This window comes from Bradyrhizobium betae (assembly GCF_050632175.1).
Taxonomy (GTDB): Bacteria; Pseudomonadota; Alphaproteobacteria; order Rhizobiales; family Xanthobacteraceae; genus Bradyrhizobium; species Bradyrhizobium betae_B.
Genome location: NZ_CP192576.1, coordinates 1,374,026 through 1,395,077 on the forward strand (window position 1 = coordinate 1,374,026; position 21,052 = coordinate 1,395,077).

The 21,052-nt window shown below is 65.5% G+C and carries 24 protein-coding genes, 1 pseudogene and 1 riboswitch; of the genes and pseudogenes, 18 read left to right on the plus strand and 7 right to left on the minus strand.

The genetic code is table 11. From position 1 onward, the window contains the following. Positions 1–22 precede the first annotated feature (22 nt). Together ACQ86E_RS06835 and ACQ86E_RS06840 are read left to right on the plus strand one after the other, a co-directional pair. A complete protein-coding gene (locus ACQ86E_RS06835) occupies positions 23–1,285 on the plus strand; it encodes an ABC transporter permease (protein ID WP_431204764.1) in 1,263 nt (420 codons plus the stop codon). Continuing rightward, entirely contained in the window at positions 1,282–2,112 is an 831-nt protein-coding gene (locus ACQ86E_RS06840) for an ABC transporter permease (protein ID WP_431204765.1), read from the plus strand. Before ACQ86E_RS06835 ends, ACQ86E_RS06840 begins: the two co-directional genes overlap by 4 nt. A gap of 184 nt (positions 2,113–2,296) precedes the next feature. Here the strand turns inward: ACQ86E_RS06840 and ACQ86E_RS06845 are convergent, their stop codons facing one another. Then, the gene (locus ACQ86E_RS06845) at positions 2,297–2,818 is read right to left on the minus strand and encodes a PRC-barrel domain-containing protein (protein ID WP_431204766.1); all 522 of its coding nucleotides are present in this window, start codon (positions 2,816–2,818) and stop codon (positions 2,297–2,299) included. Positions 2,819–3,042: 224 nt separating this feature from the next. After that, positions 3,043–3,600, minus strand: a complete 558-nt coding sequence (locus tag ACQ86E_RS06850; protein WP_431204767.1) for a hypothetical protein — start codon at positions 3,598–3,600, stop codon at positions 3,043–3,045. A 180-nt stretch (positions 3,601–3,780) separates the two neighbouring features. On the opposite strand from ACQ86E_RS06850, the gene ACQ86E_RS06855 reads away from it, so the two are divergent. The 9 genes and pseudogenes from ACQ86E_RS06855 to ACQ86E_RS06895 all read left to right on the plus strand — a co-directional run bounded on the left by ACQ86E_RS06855 (position 3,781) and on the right by ACQ86E_RS06895 (position 11,944). Continuing rightward, the gene (locus ACQ86E_RS06855) at positions 3,781–4,536 is read left to right on the plus strand and encodes a response regulator (RefSeq protein ID WP_431204768.1); all 756 of its coding nucleotides are present in this window, start codon (positions 3,781–3,783) and stop codon (positions 4,534–4,536) included. Positions 4,537–4,549: 13 nt separating this feature from the next. Next, complete coding sequence (locus ACQ86E_RS06860) at positions 4,550–5,881, plus strand: ATP-binding protein (RefSeq protein ID WP_431204769.1); 1,332 nt, start codon at positions 4,550–4,552, stop codon at positions 5,879–5,881. A 97-nt stretch (positions 5,882–5,978) separates the two neighbouring features. Continuing rightward, positions 5,979–6,530 carry a transglycosylase SLT domain-containing protein gene (locus tag ACQ86E_RS06865; protein ID WP_431204770.1) on the plus strand — a complete coding sequence of 184 codons (552 nt, stop codon included), beginning with the start codon at positions 5,979–5,981 and terminating at the stop codon, positions 6,528–6,530. Positions 6,531–6,556: 26 nt separating this feature from the next. After that, positions 6,557–6,702, plus strand: a riboswitch (TPP riboswitch). After that, positions 6,690–7,715, plus strand: coding sequence for an FAD-dependent oxidoreductase (locus ACQ86E_RS06870; RefSeq protein ID WP_431204771.1), 1,026 nt, complete (start codon positions 6,690–6,692; stop codon positions 7,713–7,715). (Overlaps the previous riboswitch by 13 nt.) Next, complete coding sequence (thiS, locus tag ACQ86E_RS06875; protein ID WP_209958227.1) at positions 7,706–7,903, plus strand: sulfur carrier protein ThiS; 198 nt, start codon at positions 7,706–7,708, stop codon at positions 7,901–7,903. Before ACQ86E_RS06870 ends, thiS begins: the two co-directional genes overlap by 10 nt. Positions 7,904–7,907: 4 nt before the next feature. After that, positions 7,908–8,689, plus strand: a pseudogene (locus ACQ86E_RS06880) (thiazole synthase). Beyond that, the gene (locus ACQ86E_RS06885) at positions 8,676–9,281 is read left to right on the plus strand and encodes a thiamine phosphate synthase (RefSeq protein WP_431204772.1); all 606 of its coding nucleotides are present in this window, start codon (positions 8,676–8,678) and stop codon (positions 9,279–9,281) included. The pseudogene ACQ86E_RS06880 and the gene ACQ86E_RS06885 overlap by 14 nt, the downstream one beginning before the upstream one ends. A gap of 167 nt (positions 9,282–9,448) precedes the next feature. After that, positions 9,449–11,347, plus strand: a complete 1,899-nt coding sequence (gene thiC / locus ACQ86E_RS06890; RefSeq protein WP_431204773.1) for a phosphomethylpyrimidine synthase ThiC — start codon at positions 9,449–9,451, stop codon at positions 11,345–11,347. 27 nt (positions 11,348–11,374) lie between these two features. Next, entirely contained in the window at positions 11,375–11,944 is a 570-nt protein-coding gene (locus tag ACQ86E_RS06895; protein ID WP_431204774.1) for a hypothetical protein, read from the plus strand. 295 nt (positions 11,945–12,239) lie between these two features. On the opposite strand, the gene ACQ86E_RS06900 is transcribed toward ACQ86E_RS06895, so the two are convergent. Beyond that, positions 12,240–12,725 (minus strand): DUF4262 domain-containing protein, encoded by a 486-nt coding sequence (locus ACQ86E_RS06900; RefSeq protein ID WP_431204775.1) that lies wholly within the window; start codon positions 12,723–12,725, stop codon positions 12,240–12,242. Between the two features lie 89 nt (positions 12,726–12,814). On the opposite strand from ACQ86E_RS06900, the gene ACQ86E_RS06905 reads away from it, so the two are divergent. Beyond that, complete coding sequence (locus ACQ86E_RS06905; RefSeq protein ID WP_431206416.1) at positions 12,815–13,342, plus strand: mismatch-specific DNA-glycosylase; 528 nt, start codon at positions 12,815–12,817, stop codon at positions 13,340–13,342. Positions 13,343–13,357: 15 nt separating this feature from the next. On the opposite strand, the gene ACQ86E_RS06910 is transcribed toward ACQ86E_RS06905, so the two are convergent. Beyond that, on the minus strand, positions 13,358–13,753 hold the full coding sequence (locus ACQ86E_RS06910; RefSeq protein ID WP_431204776.1) for a response regulator: 396 nt from the start codon (positions 13,751–13,753) through the stop codon (positions 13,358–13,360). Between the two features lie 471 nt (positions 13,754–14,224). Here ACQ86E_RS06910 and ACQ86E_RS06915 point away from each other — a divergent pair, with 471 nt between their 5' ends. Next, positions 14,225–14,983 carry a hypothetical protein gene (locus ACQ86E_RS06915; RefSeq protein ID WP_431204777.1) on the plus strand — a complete coding sequence of 253 codons (759 nt, stop codon included), beginning with the start codon at positions 14,225–14,227 and terminating at the stop codon, positions 14,981–14,983. Between the two features lie 140 nt (positions 14,984–15,123). Here the strand turns inward: ACQ86E_RS06915 and ACQ86E_RS06920 are convergent, their stop codons facing one another. Next, positions 15,124–16,683: an outer membrane protein gene (locus ACQ86E_RS06920; protein WP_431204778.1), complete on the minus strand. Its 1,560-nt coding sequence runs from the start codon at positions 16,681–16,683 to the stop codon at positions 15,124–15,126. A 340-nt stretch (positions 16,684–17,023) separates the two neighbouring features. After that, complete coding sequence (locus ACQ86E_RS06925) at positions 17,024–17,458, minus strand: hypothetical protein (protein ID WP_431204779.1); 435 nt, start codon at positions 17,456–17,458, stop codon at positions 17,024–17,026. 491 nt (positions 17,459–17,949) lie between these two features. Between ACQ86E_RS06925 and ACQ86E_RS06930 the strand changes: the two genes are divergently transcribed. The 4 genes from ACQ86E_RS06930 (at position 17,950) to ACQ86E_RS06945 (ending at position 19,634) form a co-directional block, all read left to right on the plus strand. Further along, positions 17,950–18,333, plus strand: coding sequence for a RidA family protein (locus ACQ86E_RS06930; RefSeq protein WP_431204780.1), 384 nt, complete (start codon positions 17,950–17,952; stop codon positions 18,331–18,333). 155 nt (positions 18,334–18,488) lie between these two features. Then, on the plus strand, positions 18,489–18,749 hold the full coding sequence (locus ACQ86E_RS06935; protein ID WP_431204781.1) for a hypothetical protein: 261 nt from the start codon (positions 18,489–18,491) through the stop codon (positions 18,747–18,749). A 245-nt stretch (positions 18,750–18,994) separates the two neighbouring features. After that, entirely contained in the window at positions 18,995–19,270 is a 276-nt protein-coding gene (locus ACQ86E_RS06940) for a hypothetical protein (RefSeq protein WP_431204782.1), read from the plus strand. Next, positions 19,224–19,634 (plus strand): hypothetical protein, encoded by a 411-nt coding sequence (locus ACQ86E_RS06945; protein WP_431204783.1) that lies wholly within the window; start codon positions 19,224–19,226, stop codon positions 19,632–19,634. Before ACQ86E_RS06940 ends, ACQ86E_RS06945 begins: the two co-directional genes overlap by 47 nt. 6 nt (positions 19,635–19,640) lie before the next feature. On the opposite strand, the gene ACQ86E_RS06950 is transcribed toward ACQ86E_RS06945, so the two are convergent. Continuing rightward, on the minus strand, positions 19,641–20,126 hold the full coding sequence (locus ACQ86E_RS06950) for a J domain-containing protein (RefSeq protein ID WP_431204784.1): 486 nt from the start codon (positions 20,124–20,126) through the stop codon (positions 19,641–19,643). Between the two features lie 112 nt (positions 20,127–20,238). Here ACQ86E_RS06950 and ACQ86E_RS06955 point away from each other — a divergent pair, with 112 nt between their 5' ends. Beyond that, positions 20,239–21,006, plus strand: coding sequence for an SDR family NAD(P)-dependent oxidoreductase (locus ACQ86E_RS06955; RefSeq protein WP_431204785.1), 768 nt, complete (start codon positions 20,239–20,241; stop codon positions 21,004–21,006). Positions 21,007–21,052: the final 46 nt, after the last annotated feature.

The window sequence follows — 21,052 nt, forward strand, 5'->3', positions numbered from 1 at the left end:
GGCTCGCCCCAGGGTTCGACCCATGACGGATGCGCTCCCGACCGGCGCCGATGCATCGACCGAGGTGCCGCTCAAACGCCAATTGAGGCGTGCGGAGCGGAGACGCCAGCTCAAGGCGTTGGCGCTGGTCGCACCGCTTCTCGTCTTCCTGCTCTTCACCTTCGCGGGCCCGATCGCCGGAATGCTGTGGCGCGCGGTCGACGACCGCGAGGTGCGTCAGGTTCTGCCTCAGACCGTCGCGGCTCTCGCCGGCTGGGACGGCAGGGACCTGCCGGACGAAAAGGCCTACGCGGCGCTGGCAAGCGACATCGTCGCGGCGCGTGCCGCCGGCACCCTCGCCATCGCGGCCAAGCGGCTGAACTACGCAACGAACGGCTTTCGTACGATCCTGACTGGCACGGCGCGCAATCTGAAGGCGGCGCCCGAGCCCGGCGCAGCCAGGGAGACGCTCGGCAAGATCAATCCGGCCTGGCGCGAGCGCACCACCTGGACGACGATCAAGGACGCCAGCGGCCCGGTGACCGGCTTCTACCTGCTGGCGGCGCTCGACCTGACGCGGAACGCGGACGGCGCGGTCGTCTCGACCTCGCCGGATCAGGCCATCTACCGCGACATCTTCGCCCGCACCTTCCTCATCAGCATCAGCGTCACGGCTCTGTGCCTGATCCTCGGCTTCCCGGTCGCTTATTTGCTGGCGACGCTGCCGCCCGGCCGGTCGAATCTGTTGATGATCTTCGTCCTGCTGCCGTTCTGGACATCGCTTCTGGTCCGCACCTGCGCCTGGATCGTGCTGTTGCAGAGCCAGGGTGTCGTGAACGACAGCCTGCACTGGCTCGGCATCATCGACCAGCCGCTGCGGCTGATCTACAACCGCTTCGGTGTCTGCGTGGCCATGACCCACGTTCTCCTGCCGTTCATGATCCTGCCGCTGTACAGCAGCATGAAGGCGATCTCGCCCGCCTACATGCGGGCCGCCGCCTCGCTCGGTGCGCCGCCGGTCACCGCCTTCCTGCGGATCTACCTGCCGCAGACCCTGCCCGGCATCGGCGCGGGAAGCCTGCTCGTCTTCATCCTGGCGCTCGGCTACTACATCACGCCCGCGCTCGTCGGCGGCGCCGCCGATCAGATGATCAGCTATTTCATCGCACTCTACACGACGGAGACAGCCAACTGGGGACTCGCCTCGGCGCTGGGTGCGGTGCTGCTGCTGGCCACTCTTCTGCTTGCTCTGGTCTACGGCAAGCTGGTGCAGGGACAGCAGGTCACGGGAGGCATGAAGAATTGAGCAATCATTCTTCGCTCCGCACGCTCAGCCAGCGCATCGCGTGGACCATGACCATCGTCATCTCCACGCTGGTGTTCATCTTCCTGATTGCGCCCATCCTCGCGATCATGCCGCTGTCCTTCAGCTCGGGCTCGTACCTCACCTATCCGCTGCCCGGCCTCTCCTTGCGCTGGTATGACGACTTCATCAGTTCGCCGCGCTGGATGAATTCGCTGAAGAACAGCATGATCATCGGCGTCGCCGCGACGCTGCTGTCGATGCTGCTCGGCACGCTGGCCGCGCTGGGGCTGGCGCAATGGAAGAGCCGGTTCAAGCCGCTCGTGCTGGCTTTCGTGTTGTCGCCGGTCGTCGTGCCCGGTGTAATCACCGCGGTCGGTCTGTATTTCTTCTTCGCGCCGATCGGACTGACCGGCAGTTATCTCGGCCTGATCCTGGCCCACACCGCGTTGGCAACGCCCTTTGTGGTGATCACGGTCGGCGCGACGCTGCAAAGCTTCGACACCAATCTGGCACGCGCCGCCGCCTCGCTCGGCGCCTCGCCGCTTCAGGCGTTCCGCCGCGTGATCCTGCCGCTGATCCTGCCGGGGCTCGCGTCGGGTGCGCTGTTTGCCTTCGCGACCAGCTTCGATGAGGTGGTGATCGTGCTGTTCATGGCAGGTCCCGAGCAGCGCACTCTGCCGCGCGAGATGTTCAGCGGCATCCGCGAGAACATCAGCCCGACCATCACGGCAGCAGCCGTAATCTTAACGACGGTATCCGTCATCCTCCTCGCCACGCTGGAAGGCCTGCGCCGGCGCAACGAACGGCTCAAGTGCGGCAGCGAATAGACTCGCCGAGAGTCCCCTCAAGCGCATCGCATCTTCGATGCGGTGCGGTCTCTCCCGCAAGCGGTGGAGAAGACAAAGAAGGCACCGCCAAGAGAACCAAAACTTTGGCAATGACGGAAAACGACACGACAGCGCGCCCGGTGGGAACCGGGCGCGCTTCGCTTTAGCAATCAGGCGAGCCGCACTACTCCGAGTACTTGAACTCGGGCATGTTCTTCAGCTCGTCCTTGGTCGCATTGAAAACGGCATGGTCCGGATACCATTTCGACGTGGTCGACGCGGTCGTGGCCGTCGTCGTCGTGGTCTTCTCGGTGCCGGTCGCGGCGCCCGTCGTGGTGGTCGCTGCAGGCTTCGTGCCGGTGTAGGCGACGGCCTCGTTGACGAACTTCAGCTTCTCGTAGGGCACGGCGACGAGATGCTCGCCCACGCCGAGGAAGCCACCGACGCCGATCACGGCGATCTTGACGTCACCGTTCTTGTCCATCAGCAGGTCGTTGATCGAGCCGATGTTTTCGTTGGCCTCGTTGTAGATCTTCAGGCCGTCCATCTTGGACGTGCGCCACTGGCCGGAGGCCGTCGTGGTCGTCGTCGTGGCAGTGGCCGCGGGCGCCGCCTTGTCGGTGGTGACGGTCGGCGACTGGGCAAACGCAACGGTCGCAAGCAACGCGGTGCCGGCAAGGCCGGCGGCGATCGATTTCATCAACATGGTTGTGCTCTCCTTCAGTAGAAAACTTGTGCGGAGAGAACAGCGCTGAGCAGCCGCAGTTCCTGAGTTGCGGCAATTTCGTCGCGCGATCGTGGCGCTGCATCGCGACGAAGGTTCCTGAGTGACAGAGGAACGTTCCGGATGCACGGTTCCCCGCCGGCGATGATGCGCCCTGGGAAGAAGCACCATCGCGGCGGGGACCGCGCCGACCCGCGTCGCTCAGGTCAGCTCTTGTAGTCGATCAGAAGTGCGGAGATGTCCGAGCTGCTGGACGAGCTGCCGTTGGCGCCATAGGACGAGCTCGACGATTGCGACTGCTGCAGCGCCTGAAGGAATTGCTGGAGGATCTCCGCCGTGGTGGAGGCGGTCGACGTGCTGCTGGTCGAGTCCGTGGACGACGACGAATCCGAAGAGCTGTCGTCCGACGGCGGCGGACCGGGCGGTGGTCCGCCCGCACCGCCGGCGCCGCTGGCGAAAGCGGATTGAAACACGTTCTTCAACGCGTCCGCCTGGTCCGAGGTCAGCGTGCCGTTCGACACCTCGTTCGAGATGAGGTCGTCGATCTTCGACTTCAGGTCGTCCTTGGAGGGACGCGTGCCGCTCGACTGGTCGCTCGACCGGCTCTGCTGGAGCGCCGTGTCGATGTCCGTCAGCGCGATGGAGAGCGCAGACTGGTCCGACGACGAGATCGTGCCGGCGGAGACTTCCGATTGCAATTCCTGCTGCAGCCGCTGCAACGGCGACTGGTAGTTACCGGCGGAGGCCGCCGAAATCGAGGTCATGATGGCTCCGTGGTTCTTTCGGGGTTTCCTGAGTGGCGCCACCACGGTATGGTTAACGGCCTTAACGAGACCTTGCCGCACCACTGCCGAGCTGTTGCCGGGTGTTGCACCCGGGCATCCGGAAACATGCCGAAACAAAAATCTTCGCCTTTTGGCCCGAATCTTGGACAAACAAAGCGCATGGCCAATCCCTCTCCCAACATCCTGGTTGTCGAAGACGACCGCGAAACCCGGACGTTGATTGCGAAGTACCTGCGCAACAACGCCTGCAACGTCACCGCCGTGAGCGATGGCCGCGAGATGTCGCGCGCCATGGCGGATCATCGCGTGGACCTCATCATCCTCGACGTCATGCTGCCCGGCGAGGACGGCCTGAGCCTGTGCCGCAAGGTGCGCTCGGAGACACAAACGCCGATCATCATGCTGACCGCGCGCGGCGAGGACGTCGATCGCATCGTCGGGCTCGAGATGGGCGCGGACGACTATCTGTCAAAGCCCTTCAACCCGCGCGAGCTGCTCGCACGCATCAACGCGGTGCTGCGCCGCCAGGCCGCTGCACAGGCGGCGAGCTCGATCGAGGGCGCAAGCACGCTTGCCTTCGAGGGCTGGCGCATCGATCTGCGGCTGCGCGAGCTACGCAACCCGGAAGGCGCCCGCGTCGCGGTGACGAGCGCCGAGTTCGACCTGCTCAGGACGTTCTGCGAGCGGCCCGGCCGCGTACTGTCGCGCGACAGCCTGCTCGACCTCACCCAGGGGCGCAACACCGGCTCGTTCGAACGGTCCATCGACGTGCTGGTCAGCCGTATCCGCCGCAAGATCGAGCCGAATCCCGCCGATCCCACCATCATCAAGACGGTTCGCTCAGGCGGTTATCTCTTCACGCCCAGAACTGAAGTAGCCAGCCACGAAGCGGTCGCGGCGCCCCTGGGCAATTAGTGGGGCGGCTGCCATGACGCCGTTCCGCTTCTTCCACCTCAAGAGTATCGGCGGACAGATCACCGCGCTGGTGGTGGCGTCGATCGTCGCGCTGCATCTGATCCTCACCGTCAGCTTCCTGATCAGCCGGCCGGACCGTGCCGATCCGCCGCCCGACAGCGCGCATCAGCTCGCGGATGCCGCCCTGCTGCTGAGCGGCGCCAACGCCAGCGAGCGGCCGCGCATTCTCGCGGACATCGCGCGTGCGTTTCCCAAGGCCGGCATCGAGCTGCTCGCACCGGGGGCCGTTCCGCTCACCGATGACGGCGACAACCCGCATCTGCGCAATGTACGACGCCACCTCGGCCACCAGTACAAGGTTCTGGCGCTGGCGCCGCAAGGGGCCGCGCAGCGAATCGCGGTTGGATTGCCCGACGGCACCATGATCGCGGGCCGCGTCGAGCAATCGCCTCATCCGCCGCGATTCTGGGGCGGCCCGTGGATGATCACGCTGCTGTTCGCGCTGATCAGCGTCACCATGCTCGGCCTCTGGGCGGCCTATGCGCTGGCCGCGCCGCTATCCTCCTTTGCCAGGGCGGCGGAGAATTTCAGCCTGGACGGCGAGGCGGCTGCTCCCCTGCCCGAGCGCGGTCCGGAGGAGATCCGCTCGGTCGCGCGCGCGCTCAACCGCATGCATGAGCGGATCACTCGGCTGATGTCGGATCGCACGCGAATGCTGGCGGCGATCAGCCATGATCTGCGCACGCCGATCACGCGGCTGCGCCTGCGCGCCGAGTTCATCGAGGACGAGGGCCATCGCAGGCGCATGCTGATCGATCTCGACCAGATGCGTTCGATGCTGGAATCCGTGCTCTCGCTGCTGCGCAACGACCGCAAGATCGAGGCGGTGACGCTGGTCGACATCGCCAGCACGCTGCAACTCATTGCCGACCAGTTCGGCGACATGGGTCATGTCGTGCATTACGACGGGCCGGCTTCGGCGACCGCCGCCGCGCGTCCCGACGACCTGCACCGCGGCGTCACCAACCTGGTCGAGAACGCGGTGCGCTTCGGCGCCGAGGTGACGATCCGCCTCGACGTATCGGGCACCAGGCTCGTCATCGACGTCGAGGACGACGGCCCCGGCATTTCGGACGCGCGCAAGCAGGAGATGCTGGAGCCGTTCGTGCGCGGCGACGACGCGCGCACGATGGACGATTCCACCGGCTTCGGCCTCGGCCTGTCGATCGCGCACGCGATCGCGCTCGCCCATGGCGGCGAGCTGTCGCTGCACGACCGCGAGCCGCACGGGCTGATCGTGCGGATGCAATTGCCGATCTGGCAGCAGCCGCGGCTGGCGGCGTAGGTTCCCGCGCAAACAGGTTCCGCTTCGCCACATCATCGCCGTCTTCGGCCGCCTTAAGAGGCTTGGGCGCGGGTCACCGGGACCTTGAGGATATCTGATGAAAATTTTACGCATCGCCGCGCTGCTCGCGGCCGGATTGGTGTTGCCGCAGGCCGCATTGGCGGGCGAAGCCGACTATGCCGAGATGGTCGCGGCCCATGCGCGCGCCAACGGCGTGCCGGAAGCGCTGGTGCATCGCGTCATCATGCGCGAGAGCCGCTACCAGCCCGGCCTCGTCGGCCACGGCGGCACCATCGGCCTGATGCAGATCAAGCTCGCGACCGCCCGCGGGCTCGGCTACACCGGCGATGCCGCGGGCCTGCGCGATCCCAACACCAACCTCACCTACGCGGTCAAATACCTCGCCGGCGCCTATCGCGCCGCCAATGGCGACCACTCCCAGGCCGTGCGTTATTTCGCGGGCGGCTACTACTACGCCGCAAAACGACAACGTCAGGAGATGGTGCAGCAGGCCAGCGCCGACACCAGCTCCCCGACCTGGCTGGAGCCCAACGGCAACCCGCAGCCGATGTTCGGCACCGTGCCGCACCGGAAGCTCGCCCAGCGCGTCCGCAACGCGCGGGCGCAGGTTCCCGGCAACATGCGTTGACACCAGCCGTCACAAGCCTACATTAGAGCCGTTCCGAGGGGTGCTCCGAGGAGGAGCTGAGATACCGCTAAATGGGCAAAGCTTGCAAATCGGCAAGCCTTCCCAAGACCGCGGTGACCCTTTGAACCTGATCCGGGTCATGCCGGCGAAGGGACAGGGATGTTGCAGACGACCAAACGACCGGATTCCCCGGTATCCATCATCGGCGCAGGCATTGCGGGCGCTTGGCAGGCCCTGTTGTTCGCGCAGGCCGGCCATCCCGTCACGCTCCACGAGCGCGGCGACGCCACCATGGCCGATGCCACCAGCCATTGGGCCGGCGGCATGCTCGCGCCCTGGTGCGAGGCGGAGGTCGCCGAACCCGTCATCTCCCGGCTCGGCCAGCGCTCGCTCGACATCTGGCGGCGCGAACTGCCCGACACGCCCTTCAACGGCTCGCTCGTCGTCGCCCATCCGCGCGAGCGCAACGATTTCGAGCGCTTTGCCCGGCTGACCGAGGGCCATCGCCGGCTCGATGCCGCTGATCTCGCCGAGCTCGAGCCGTCGCTGGAGGGCCGCTTCCGCGATGCGCTGTTCTTCCCGGGCGAAGGCCATGTCGAGCCGCGCCGCGTGCTGCCGAAGCTGCACGAGCGCATCATCGCGGCCGGCGGCACCATCAAGTTCGGCAGCGACGTGTCCGCGAAAGAGCTCGCAGAACTTGTTTCTAAAGGCATCGTGATCGACTGCCGCGGCCTCGGCGCACGCGACGAGCAGAAGGAACTGCGCGGCGTCAAGGGCGAGATGATCCTGATCGAAACGAACGAGGTGCAGCTCGCACGTCCGGTGCGGCTGATCCACCCGCGCTGGCCGCTCTACGTGATCCCGCGCGAGGCCGGCCTGTTCATGCTGGGCGCGACCTCGATCGAGGCCGAGGACACCGGCGTCAGCGTCCGCTCGGCGCTGGAACTGCTGGGCGCCGCCTATACGGTGCATCCGGCCTTCGGCGAGGCCCGCATCGTCGAATTCGGCTCGGGCCTGCGCCCCGCCTTTCCCGACAATCTCCCGCGCATTGGCATCAGCGGCGGCCAGATCAGCGTCAACGGCCTCTACCGCCACGGCTTCCTGATCGCGCCGGCGCTCGCCGAACTGACGCTGCAATACGTCCAGCGCGGCCAGATCGACAACGAGGTGATGCAATGCGCGTGATCATCAACGGCGAGCAGCGCGAGGTGAGCTCCGCCAGCGTCGACGCGCTGCTCAGCGAGCTCGACTACGAAGGCACGCATTTCGCGATCGCGCTGAACTATGACGTCGTGCCGAAGAGCCGCTGGGCGGAAACCCATCTCAAGGCCGGCGACGAGATCGAGATCATCACGCCGCGGCAGGGAGGGTGAGGACATGGTGACCTTCTACGGCAAAACCTTCGCCTCGCGCCTGCTGATCGGCAGCGCGCTCTACCCTCGCCCGCGATCATGCAGGCGGCGATCCGCGCCTCGGGCTCGAACATCGTCACGGTGTCGCTGCGCCGCGAATCCGCCGGCGGCAAGACCGGCGACGCGTTCTGGAACCTGATCCGCGAACTCGACGTCGCCGTGCTGCCGAACACCGCCGGCTGCCGCACCGTGCGCGAAGCCGTGACCACGGCCAAGCTCGCGCGCGAGCTGTTCGGCACGAGCTGGATCAAGCTGGAAGTGATCGCCGACAACGACACGCTGCAGCCCGACGTCGTTGGTCTCGTTGAAGCCGCCAGCATCCTGATCAAGGACGGCTTCGAGGTGTTTCCCTATTGCACCGAGGATCTCTCGGTCGCCAATCGCCTGGTCGACGCCGGCTGCAAGGTGGTGATGCCGTGGGCCGCGCCGATCGGCAGCGCGAAAGGCATCACCAACCGCGACGCGCTCAAGCTGCTGCGCGAACGGCTGCCTGACATCACGCTGGTGGTCGACGCCGGCCTCGGCGCACCCTCCCACGCGGCGCAGGCGCTGGAGCTCGGCTATGATGCCGTGCTGCTCAACACCGCCATCGCCAAGGCCGCCGATCCCGTCGCGATGGCGAACGCCTTCCGCCTCGGCTGCGATGCCGGCCGCACCGCCTATGAAGCCGGGCTGATGAACGCCCGCGACTTCGCCTCCCCCTCCACCCCTGTCGTTGGGACCCCGTTCTGGCATGCCGTATCCTGATCGCTTTTATCCCGTCGTCGACAGCCTTGCCTGGGTCGAGCGCCTGACCAGGCTCGGCGTCGGCACCATTCAGCTGCGCGCCAAGGACCTCGACGATTCCCGGGCCCTGCAGCTCGTCACCGATGCGCTCGCCATCACCGAGGGCACGCAGGCCAAACTGGTCGTGAACGACTATTGGCGCGCGGCGATCGTCGCCGGCGCAAAATATCTGCATCTCGGCCAGGAGGATTTGGCCGAGGCCGACCTCGAGGCCATCCGCGAGGCCGGCCTCTGGCTTGGCATCTCCACCCATGACGATTCCGAGCTTGAAACCGCCCTCGCGGCCAAGCCCGATTACGTCGCGCTCGGCCCGATCTTCTTCACCACCTTGAAGTCGATGCGCTTCGAACCGCAGGGCATCCCGAAGATCACGGAATGGAAGAAGCGCATCGGCAGCATCCCGCTGGTTGCGATCGGCGGCATCAAGTTCGAGCACGCCGCGGAGATCTTTGCCGCCGGCGCGGATTCCATCGCCGTGGTGTCCGACGTCACCCAGAACACCGACCCGGATGCGCGGGTGCGGCAGTGGCTCGGCCTGAAGGAGGCTGCGTGATGCGCCTACTCTCTCCACTCGTCATTGCGAGCGAAGCGAAGCAATCCAGAGTCTCTCCCCAGAGGCAGTCTGGATTGCTTCGTCGCAAGTGCTCCTCGCAATGACGGAGCAAGACACCACCAACGTCGCCCAGACGCGCCCACATACGAAATAACCCGGAGGATCCCATGAACATCCGCTCCAACCCCGAAAAAACCGTCCCCGCCGTCACCACCGGCCCCCTTCCCTCCTCGCGAAAGATCTTCGCCTCGCCCGACGCCGCGCCCGAGCTGCGCGTGCCCTTGCGCGAGATCATCCTCTCCGAAGGCGCCGGCGAGCCGAACCTGCCGGTGTACGACACCTCCGGTCCCTATACCGATCCGTCCGTCACCATCGACGTCAACGCCGGCCTGCCGCGCGGCCGCAAATCGTGGGTGCTGGAGCGCGGCGGCGTCGAGGAGTATCAGGGCCGCCAGATCAAGCCGGAGGACAATGGCAGCGTCTCCGCGGACAAGGCCGCGCGCGCGTTCAGCGCCTATCACCAGCCGCTGCGCGGCCTCGACGGCCACAAGATCACCCAGCTCGAATTCGCCCGCGCCGGCATCGTCACCAAGGAGATGATCTACGTCGCCGCGCGCGAAAACCTCGGCCGCAAGCAGCAGCTCGAGCGCGCGGAGGCAGCGCTTGCCGACGGCGAAAGTTTTGGCGCATCGGTCCCCGCCTTCATCACCCCGGAATTCGTGCGCTCCGAGATCGCGCGCGGCCGCGCCATCATTCCCTGCAACATCAACCACAGCGAACTCGAGCCGATGATCATCGGCCGCAACTTCCTGACCAAGATCAACGCCAACATCGGCAACTCCGCGGTGACGTCGTCGGTCGAGGAGGAGGTCGAGAAGATGGTGTGGGCGATCCGCTGGGGCGCCGACACCGTCATGGACCTCTCGACGGGCCGCAACATCCACACCACTCGTGAATGGATCCTGCGCAATTCGCCGGTGCCGATCGGCACCGTCCCCATTTATCAGGCGCTGGAAAAGTGCGACGGCGATCCGGTCAAGCTGACCTGGGAGCTCTACAAGGACACGCTGATCGAACAGTGCGAGCAGGGCGTCGATTACTTTACGATCCACGCCGGCGTGCGCCTGCAATACATCCACCTCACCGCCAGCCGCGTCACCGGCATCGTCAGCCGCGGCGGCTCGATCATGGCGAAGTGGTGCCTGGCGCATCACAAGGAAAGCTTCCTCTACACCCATTTCGACGAGATCTGCGACCTCATGCGCAAGTATGACGTCTCGTTCTCGCTCGGCGACGGCCTGCGCCCCGGCTCGATCGCGGACGCCAACGACCGCGCGCAGTTCGCGGAGCTGGAGACGCTCGGTGAGCTCACCAAGATTGCGTGGGACAAGGGCTGCCAGGTCATGATCGAAGGCCCCGGCCACGTGCCGATGCACAAGATCAAGATCAACATGGACAAGCAGCTCAAGGAGTGCGGCGAGGCGCCGTTCTACACGCTTGGACCGCTGACCACCGACATCGCACCGGGCTACGACCACATCACTTCGGGCATTGGCGCTGCCATGATCGGCTGGTTCGGCTGCGCCATGCTCTGCTACGTCACGCCGAAGGAGCATCTCGGCCTCCCTGATCGTAACGACGTCAAGGTCGGCGTCATCACCTACAAGATCGCCGCCCACGCGAGCGATCTCGCCAAGGGCCACCCGGCCGCCCAGCTCCGCGACGACGCCCTCTCCCGCGCCCGTTTCGACTTCCGCTGGAGCGACCAGTTCAACCTCGGCCTCGACCCCGAGACCGCCAAGAACTTCCACGACGAGACCCTGCCGAAGGAAGCCCACAAGGTCGCGCATTTCTGCTCGATGTGCGGCCCGAAATTCTGCTCGATGAAGATCACGCAGGACGTGCGCGACTACGCGGCCACGCTGAACGATCCGAACTCGATCGGTATGTCGCTGAGCGGCACCGCCGAGGACGGCATGAAGCAGATGAGCGCGAAGTTCAAGGAGATGGGCGAGAGCTTGTATCTGGATGCGGAGAAGGTGAAGGAGAGCAATCGGGTGCTGTAAGGCGACGCTCTAACTCGGCGTGCTCAAATGCGGTTTGAAGTCCTACCCGGATTACCGCCATACGGCCCCCCGGCTGTATCATTCACCCAGAACGGCCCTCGCGAGTGGCGCGAGGGCCAAGTTGTTTGCTTCTATCCATCGGATTCGGAGCCGTGGGTTGGTAATTTTCTTGGGGGATTGACCAGATTCAGTGCGGTTCTGAATCATCCAAATGGAAGCGATGTAATCGTTATCGCGATGGGGGAAGCCGTTATCGTCGATCCCGAGACTCGCAGCTTGCGCGACAGTATTGGGTCTCAAATCGAGGAGATCTTTGTTCTCGAAGAAGAGAAGTTCGTTGTGTTTCGCAGCATAGTCGATTTCTGCGCGATGGCTGCCGACAATACGAAATGGCACAGTCCGCGAATTTCCTGGGACGGCTTTCGCAATCTCACGAGACGCGGGCTGGAACTATCTGGCGAGGCATGGACTCCGATCGAGGATGCCTGGGTTCCGTTTAAACTCGACCTCTCAAACGGGCAATGCCTCGACGCAATTTACCAAACCGACATGAGCAGAGCGCGTGAAGTTGTCCAGAAACCAACGCCGAAATCTTGAGGCAGCCCGTAGGGTGGGTTAGCGTAGCGTAACCCACCACTTACCATCCAAAGCCTTTCCTGCCGCGGTGGGTTACGCCTTGCACCGTCGCGTATTGAACGACGGCACTTGTGAGCGGCTAACCCACCCTACGCAGCATTTGTGAGGTGAGCATAGCGCAGCAAAACTCTTCGGTCGAACCGAGAGAGGATAGGATACGCCGAACCGTGAATGAGGCCATGGGTTTCGCTGCACCCAAACCATCCTGCGCGCCGGAGTCGGGCAGATGGCCCGGCTTCCTTTTCGCAGCATCACTTCAAGACGTCGTCTTCTTCAACAACGGCTGATCCTTCTTGACAGCCGGCGAGCATTCCGCCTCCCAGGGGAAACGCCGATCGGCGTCTTGCCAAACGATCTGCAGGCAAGGGAATGCGAGCCGCGATGTCCTGTAGAACCAGATTGCAGTGCCGAGATAATCAGGATAGGCCCCGAACGGCACCTGCCAGAAGCCGAGCTTGTAGCCGTTCTCCAGCAGCTCGGCGGAGATATCGCCGTCGACGAATTTATGCCCCGCCGCAGCGCGATCGCGGATAAGGTTGATGATGGCGTGCGCGTTTTGGGCGCTCTGGCCGAAGATGATGAGTTCGGGGTGGCCGTAGTTCAGATACAGACCGATTGAAAATGCAAACGGCGGATGGGCACCGGGCACGCCCGTGATATGGCAGCCGTGGCTGCGGACGTTGCGCAAAATGATCTTGTCGGCCTCGTGCTCGGGCTCGGGCCACGCGAACTGGTCTTGCATCGTTTCCCCAACCCACTGGAGGCGCACGGCGCTCACACGCCACTGACAATACCGACGGCAAATTCAGGAAGAAGCAAGCCAATAGTCGTATCGAAGATGTCCAACACCCCCACCGCCTCCCCGACCAGCTCCGCCCCAACCTCCGCCTCGTCTTCGTCGGCACAGCCGCCTCGACACGCTCTGCCGAGCTCGGGCACTACTACGCCCATCCCGGCAACCGCTTCTGGCGCGCGATCCATGAGGCCGGCATCACGCCGCGGCGCTATCAGCCGGGCGAGTTCGCCGCGCTGATCGAGTTCGGGATCGGCTTCACCGATCTCTCCAAGTCGGGCGCGGGGATGGATCACCAGATCGCGGCGGAGACGATCGACGTCGCGGGGTTCAGGGCCAAGATCGAAAAGTATCGGCCGAAGACAATTGCGTTCACGAGCAAGAAGGCGGCGAGCTTGTTCTACGGCAGGTCGTCGAGCGCGATTGCGCTCGGGCGGCAGCCGCGCGACGCAAGCTTGCCGGAGATCTTCGTGTTGCCCTCGCCGTCCGGTGCCGCGTCCGGGCATTGGACGCTTGAGCCGTGGCGCGAGCTTGCGGCGTGGATCAACGGCACGTCAGCGGATTGACCGTGCCGGGACGTCTCAGCCTGTCGGCGTGCCCGCGTTGAGAAGCTGGGACACCGCCGTCACGAGTTGCGCGGGGGCGAATGGCTTGGCCAGCAGGATGCTGCCGGGCACGCCCTTCGAGGGCCACTCGTCGCCTGCGGCGCCGGTCATGTAGACGATCGGAAATGCGGCGTCGATTTCGCGCCCGACGCGGGCAATCTCCCAGCCGTCGACGGCGCCGCTCAGGTTGATGTCGGTGACGAGGGCGCGGTAGTCGTTGGTCCCGCCCTTGAGCAAGGCGATGGCTTCCTCGCCCGACCCCACGATGACGGTGCCAAACCCGCCCTCGGCCAGTGTTTCCTCGACAAGTCCGCGAATGAGCGGATCGTCTTCGACGACCAGGATCGTCGGTAGCACTTGCCCCTGCTGCACGGCTGTTCACCTCGGCTCGCCGTCAAGTGATGTTGACGACAGAGAACGAATGTCGCAGGGGCGGGAACGTTCCCCGCCAATGTTAAAAAGTGAACTTAAGTATGAGGTTGCGGGCGGCCGATCGCGAAGGGCGGCGCGATCTCACACGCATCGCGGGCAAATCGCCTGAGTTCAGCTTTGCAGCATTGTCCCGGCATAGGAACTTTAACGGGCAGGCATAATTGACGCCGACAACGTAATGGAGGCGACAATGAACGGTTTGATTTATCTGGTTGGCCTGGTGGTGGTGATCCTGGCTGTGCTGTCCTTCTTCGGCCTGCGCTGAGCAAGGATGATGGAAATGTCGATGGAAGGCCTTCCCCGGCGCCGCGCGCCGATGTCGAGGCGTACGGCGCCGATCGCGGTTCGCGCTATCTGCAATGGTCGCCGATTCTGCTCGGCGCGTTCGCGGCCACAGCGCTGTCGTTCGTCATGGTGACCTTCGGCGCGAGCATCGGGCTCGGGGTCACCTCCGCTGCGCCGAGCTGGCGCGACGCCTCCGCGGCGTTGTGGATCCTCTCCGGCATCTACCTCATCCTCCAGGCGGTCCTGAGTTTCGGGCTGGGCGGCTATATCGCCGGCTGGGTGCGCACACCGGCCGCGCCGGGCGGTCCGGTCGAGCACACCGAGCAGGCGGACGGCCTGCACGGTCTGGCGGTCTGGGCGCTCGCGGTGGTGATGGGCGCTGTGCTCGCCACGCTGCTGGGCGCGGCGACGTTCTCGCGCACGCCAACGGGCGCCACGTCGGCGCGCACGAGCGCCGCTGAGCCGCTGCTCAGCTACGAGCTCGACCGTCTCTACCGGGCCGGGCGCCGCGCACCGACAGTTGACCTCAGTTCGGAACGCGCAGAAGCCGGCCGCATCCTTCTCACCACCTCGAGCCATGACGGCCTCAGCGCGGACGACCGGGCCTATTTGATCCAGCAAGTTGCCGGCACCACGGGTCTTGCGCCGGCTGAAGCCGAGCGCCGCGTCGACACCGTCATCGCCAACGCCAGGACGGCGATCGCGCGATCGCGGCGGAGCACGATCATCCTGGCGTTCTCGGTGGCCACAGCCATTCTGCTCGGCGCCATCGCGGCCTGGGCGGCAGCGTGCGCCGGCGGCCGGCATCGCGACGGCGCACCATTGCCGGAGTGGATGGCCCATGCGAATGCGCTGGACCGGCGTCGCACCGCCGTGTTGCCGTAAGGGAAAAGTAGGGTGGGTTAGCCCCGCGGCTGCGCGAAGCGCAGTCCGCTCGGCGTAACCCACCTCTTGCGCGCCCTCGGATAGAGACGGTGGTGGGTTACGCCTTACGGCTAACCCACCCTACGCACCGTTCCAGTCCCTCACTGAAACCGGTACGTCACCCCGAACGTCGCCAGATGCGTGCGCATCGCGACGTCATACGTGTTCGCGGATGGGTCGTGGTCAGCCCTTCCGCTCGACCGCGCCACGGTGAAGCCGGCCTTGCCGTAGTCGGCGTAGCGATATTCGGCGCGCGCCAGCCAGTTGCCCCACAGCACGGTCTCCAGACCGCCACCGAGCGTCCACCCGGTCTTCGTGGTGGACTGGCTGATGATCGCCGGCGACAGCGCGAAGAAGCCGGTGCAGGGGCCGCTGGTGCAGGTCGAGGTCAGCTCGAAATTCTGCCAGGCGACGCCGCCGGTGGCGTAGAGCATGGTCTGCGGATCGACGAGATAGCCGCCGCGCAGGCGCAGGCTGGCGTCCCACCGGTTGCGGATCGAGAGGCTTTCGCCGGGCGACTGGGAGTCCGCGAGGAAGATGGTGGTGAAGCCTTCGCGCGTGGTGGTGCGGTCGGCGAAGCCGACATCGCCTTCGACACCGGCGGTCCATTGCGAGGCAAGCTGCCAGAGATAGCCGGCATAGGGACTGGCGCGGAACGCTGTGTTGTCCATCGGGCGGTTGTTGGCGCGGCCCTCGAGAACATCGTCCGTGAAGCCTCCAACCGATTCCGACGTTGCCGTGAGATCGGTGCGCGTGGCGCGCGCACCAAGACCAAGGCCGACATAGGCGCCCGTCCAGGACGGCAGCATCGCGGCCTGCGCCTGCAACGGCTGCGAGCGGCCGCCGATGACGGGCTCGCCGAACTTGTAAGCGAGGCCGACGCTGGCCGTGTGGGTCCGCAGCCTGGTGTCGAAATTGTCGACCGTGAGCGCGGGCCCGGCTCCGCTCTGCGTGCGCGCGATCGCCATCGGCGCGGTGCCGAAATCGGCGTAGCGATATTCGCCGCGCAGCAGCCAGTTGCCCCACAGCGCGGTCTCGACGCCGGCACCCAGCGTCCAGCCGGTCTTCGTCACCGCGTTCGTGACCGTGGTCGGCGTGGCATCGTTGCAGGTCGCGCCGACGCAGACCGAGGTGACGTCGAAATGCTGCCAGGCGAGGCCGCCGGTCGCATAGACCAGCGTCGCCGGCGTCAGCAGATAGCCGGCGCGGCCGCGCAGGCCCGCATCCCATGTGGTCTTCACCGAGAGGCTGTCGACCGCGAACGTGGACGAGCCGGCCCGCGGCGAGGCGCGAAATCCCGGCAGTGCCGTGGTCTGGTCACCGAAGCCGACATCGCCTTCGATGCCGACGACCCAGTGGGGAGCGACCTGCCAGTTGTAACCGGCATAGGGATTGACGCGAAAGCCGGTGCCGTCGAACGGTTGGGTGAGGACGCCGCGACTGATATCACGGGGAACGCCGTCTTCCAGCACCGACGTGGTGGTGAGATCGGCGCTGGTCGATCGAAAGCCGAGACCGAGACCGGCATAAAATCCGGTCCACGACGACGCCACCAGCGGCGGCGCCTTGGTGAACGGCTTTGGCGCGAGGTCCGCGGCCCGGGCTGGTGCTGCGAGCGCCAGCCCGGCCAGAAGCGCGCCGCCCCAAAGCAATCCCGGCATGTTTCGGCTGGTCGATGAACGTCGCATGTCGGGCCCCGGGCAAAAACTTCTGCCCGAAGCCGTAGTCCAATTGGGTGACGTTCTGCGTCCTTCGATCGAATGACGCAGAACCGAATACGCACGACTGTTGCAAGCGCGTCACGGCGGCACGCCGATGGAAAGATCGTAGGGTGGGCAAAGCGGAGCGTGCCCACCATTTCTGTCACCGCAACCTCATCCTGAGGAGCGCGCTCTTGCGCGCGTCTCGAAGGATGGCCGCGAGCGGCGCATTGCAAACTCTGGCGTGGTGGTGGGCACGGCGCTCACGCGCCTTTGCCCACCCTACGCATCACACCGTGCCCTATCGCATCGTGATCGCAAGTCCGCTCAGATCGGCATTCGCCATCAGGCCCGTCTGGGTGCCCGACAGTTCCAGCACCGCGCCCTTCTGATTGCTCAGCACGATGGCGCGGGCGCCGCGGCCGATCGCAAGGCCGGCACCGGCGGCGCCGTAGACGCCGGCGACATCGGAGGGACGGTTGATGTTGGAGACGCGGCCGCGCAGCACGGTCTTGGAACCGCCGAAGACGAGGCCGTAATCGAGCCCGCCGGTCGAGAGCGCATAGGAGCGGCCGCGGAAGTTCAGCACGCCGGAGCCGCCGGAACCGCCGATGATCCAGCCCGCCTTGTAGATCGTCAGCACCACGGTGCCGCTGTCGGCCAGCGCCGACGTCGTGAGGCCGGCAAGCGCGGCTATGGCGACCAGCGCGGCGCGAAGGGTGGAAGCGATCTTCATGGAGTATCTCCGGGAGCTATTTTTCAAGGGAGGAAACGAATCAGACGCAGCAGAATCTATCCGATGGATCGCGGCGGCAACATGATGGAGGGAAGCTTCCGCAAGTACGGCGGCGGCAGGACGCGCAGAAGGCCCTCATTCTCCGTCATTGCGAGCGCAGCGAAGCAATCCAGAATCTTTCCGCGGAGACAGTCTGGATTGCTTCGCTGCGCTCGCAATGACGGCATGGATGGATTCCAGCCCCTGCTGCCAGCGGCCACACACGGGAAGAGGCGGACCACCACCCTCGCCGGCACGCCATCCGCACCATGCCATTCTGCTCCTGTTTTGCCCGACGGAGCAAGCGAAAATTTCGCCCTTCCCGAATTCTGGAATACCTCAATGATTCCGGTCCGGTCCCTACTGTGCATGGGGTTGTTTTCGCGTTTCCTGTTGGAGCAGGCCCGGCCTGTCGCTACGCTATGACGCTCAATGCCATCCGAGGTGATCCCATGCCGATCCAGCATTTCGCGCCCCCGCCGCACGTCAAGGCGCCGCCGCTGTCCTTTGCCACGCGCGTCGGCGACCTCCTGTTCGTCTCCGGCATTCCCGGCTTCGACGCCGACGGCGCGCTGCCCGACGGTTTCGAGGCGCAGTTCGCCAATGTCGCCGTCAACATCAGGCGGGTGCTGGACGAGGCCGGCGCGACCTTTCGCGATCTGGCCAAGGTCAACGTGCTGCTGACCCGCGCCTCCGACGTCGCCGCCATGAACGCGCTCTATGCCGGCGCCTTCGGCCCGCCGCCCTACCCCGCGCGCACGACCTGCGTGGTGCATGCGCTGCCCGATCCGAAGATGCTGATCGAGATCGAGGCAGTGGCGTCGCTGGCGAAGTGATCCACGCCTCGCCCGTGTGTCTTGCAGGGCACGCGACCCAACCAATTGCGCGCGCCGGTCTGACATATCCGTGAAACGGTCGCTCCCCGGCTTGCAAAGGACCGGCTTTTACCGCACGAATTTTCGAGGCCTACTTCCCCATCAGGAGATATTTCATGCGTCGCGTTCTCGCCCTCTGTGCCTTTGCCGGCATCGCCAGTTCCGTGCTTGCCACGCCCGCGTCCGCAGCGCCCGGCTATTACGTGATCCGCTGGGACAACACCGGCATCTGCCAGGTCTGGAACGAGGAGCTGAAGTACAAGCCGTTCCAGTGGGGCGCGTCGACCTACAAGGTCGTCAGCAAGCCGCTGCCGACCTTCACGGCCGCGTCCGACCTGCAGATCAAGCTGCGCGCGGAGCGCCGCTGCACGCTCTGAGCGTCGCGCGACAGATCGGGTTTCGAGGGCGGCCGGCGCGAGCGGGCCGCCCTTTTCTTTTTGGATTACCCGTGTCGCTCGCGCGCGGTTTGAACCTGCCGGGATCGCGGGACTACTCACATCCTGTCCGGGACGCGCGGCCTGGAAGCGCGCCGCACCGCAGCGCACGACAAGGGCCGGACAAGGCTGCGCCGCTAGCATCCTCGCCCGGTTGCGTTTCCATCCAATTCCCGCGGGATCAATCGATGCGCAAGCTCGCCACGACGGCTTCTATCCTCGGTGTCTCGCTCGCCCTCGTCTTCACGGCGGAGGCGCAGGCCCCGGAATCCTTCCGCGTGATCTCGCCGATCTTCGGCCAGCTCGTCAGCTTTTCGATGCCATCGACCTTTGTCGCGGTGTTCGAGAACACCAAGGCCGGTCACTACATCCGCGAGGCCGTGCTGAAGGGCGAGACGGCTCGAGCGCTGGACCCAGATGATCACCGTCACCGGCGAGAAGGGCATGACGCTGACGCCGGGTAGCTCACCCGAGACGTTCGCAGGCGCGATCGCCGGCGGCTTCAGATCGGCCTGCCCCGACAGCTTTGCGGCACGACCTTTCGGTGTCCTGAAGTTCGGCCGCTTCGAGGGTTTCGGTGCCGTGATCGGCTGCGGCCGCGTCGACAGCGGCCCGACCCGGCACAGCGAGACCGCGCTGCTGATCACGCTGAAGGGCGCGACCGACTACTACACCATTCAGTGGGCGGAACGCGGCCCCGAGATGGACGAGCCGCCCGTCAATGACGACAGATGGCCGGCGCGCCTGCGCGAGCTCAGCCCGATCGATCTCTGCCCGATCGTCGCGGGAGAAGCCGCGCCCTATCCGAGCTGCGTCAGCAAGAGCTGAGTGCGCTCACGCGTCCTTGTGGGCGCCGGGATGGATCAGCATATCCCGCGCGGCGGCGAGGTCGATGAAGGCCTGCGCGTTGCCGCCCTGGTCGGGATGCGTGCCCTTGGCGGCGCGTCGATAGGCCTTGTTGATGTCCTCGCAGGTGAGCTGCACGGCGAGCGGCAAGCCGAGCATCTTGCGGGCGCGATCCTCGCTGGACAGTTTCTTCGGCATCGCGTTGCGGCGGCCGAAGCGCGGCGCCGTGAGATCATGGACGACCTCGAGGACCACCCCGATGCGGCGCCGGGCCGCCAGCGCGACACCGTGATCGTCATTGTCCGCAGCCTGGCGCAGCACCGGAAGCGCCTGCTCGGCCGCCTGGCGCAGCGTGACATCCGGGCTCATCCGCACGATCTCGGCCACGAGCCGGCCTGCCTCGGCCCAATCGGCGGCGTCCGCCGACCGCAGGCGCTCGAGCGCCGGTTTCCAGGATTCAAGCCGTTCCATCATGCGCGCAACGTTTAGCAATCAGGATCAGTATGCCAAGGCGGCCGTTTCCGACCCCTTAATTTCGAGTTAGCCTTTCATGAAACTTAGAAACAGAATCCGGGAGGAAATTGTCATGGCACTGCTCGCAAACCACATCGCCGTCGTCACGGGCGCCGGTTCCGGCATCGGCCGGGCGATCGCCGCCGGCTACGCCCGCGAAGGCGCGCAAGTGGTGCTGCTCGACGTCAACGCCGACACCGTGGCGGAAGCCGCCCAGGAAATCCGCAAGGCCGGCGGCAAGGCCAAAAGCTTCGCACTGGACGTAACCAGGCGCGAGGATTGCTTTGCGCTCGCCGGCCAAGTCGCGGACAAGGTTGGGCAGGTCTCGATCCTCGTCAACAATGCCGGCATCACCCGCCGCAACGCCTTCACCGCCGAGACCGAGACGGTGGCGAAGGACTGGGACGACATCATCTCGCTCAACCTCAACGGCGTGTTCAACGTGACGCAGGCATTCCTCGCGCCACTGCGCGCAGCCAAGGGTCGTATCGTCAATATCGGCTCGATCCAGTCCTTCGTGCACCTGCGCACGCCGAGCTCGGCGGCATATACGACCTCGAAGCATGGCGTGCTCGGCTTCACCAAGGCGCTCGCGGTCGAGCTCGGCAAGGACGGCGTGCGCGTCAACGCGATCGGGCCAGGCTTCATCGAAACCAACATCAACGCCAATGTGCGCGCGACCAATCCGGCGCTGGTGCAGGCCTTCGTCGATCACACCCCGCTGGCGCGCACCGGCAAGCCCGAGGACATCGTCGGACCCGCGATCTTCCTGGCCTCGGACCAGTCGGCCTATGTCACGGGCACGATCCTGATGGTCGATGGCGGATACCGGACGGTGTGAGGCGCGGCAGACAATTCGCCGACCGAGGCGCGCCCGCATCACCATG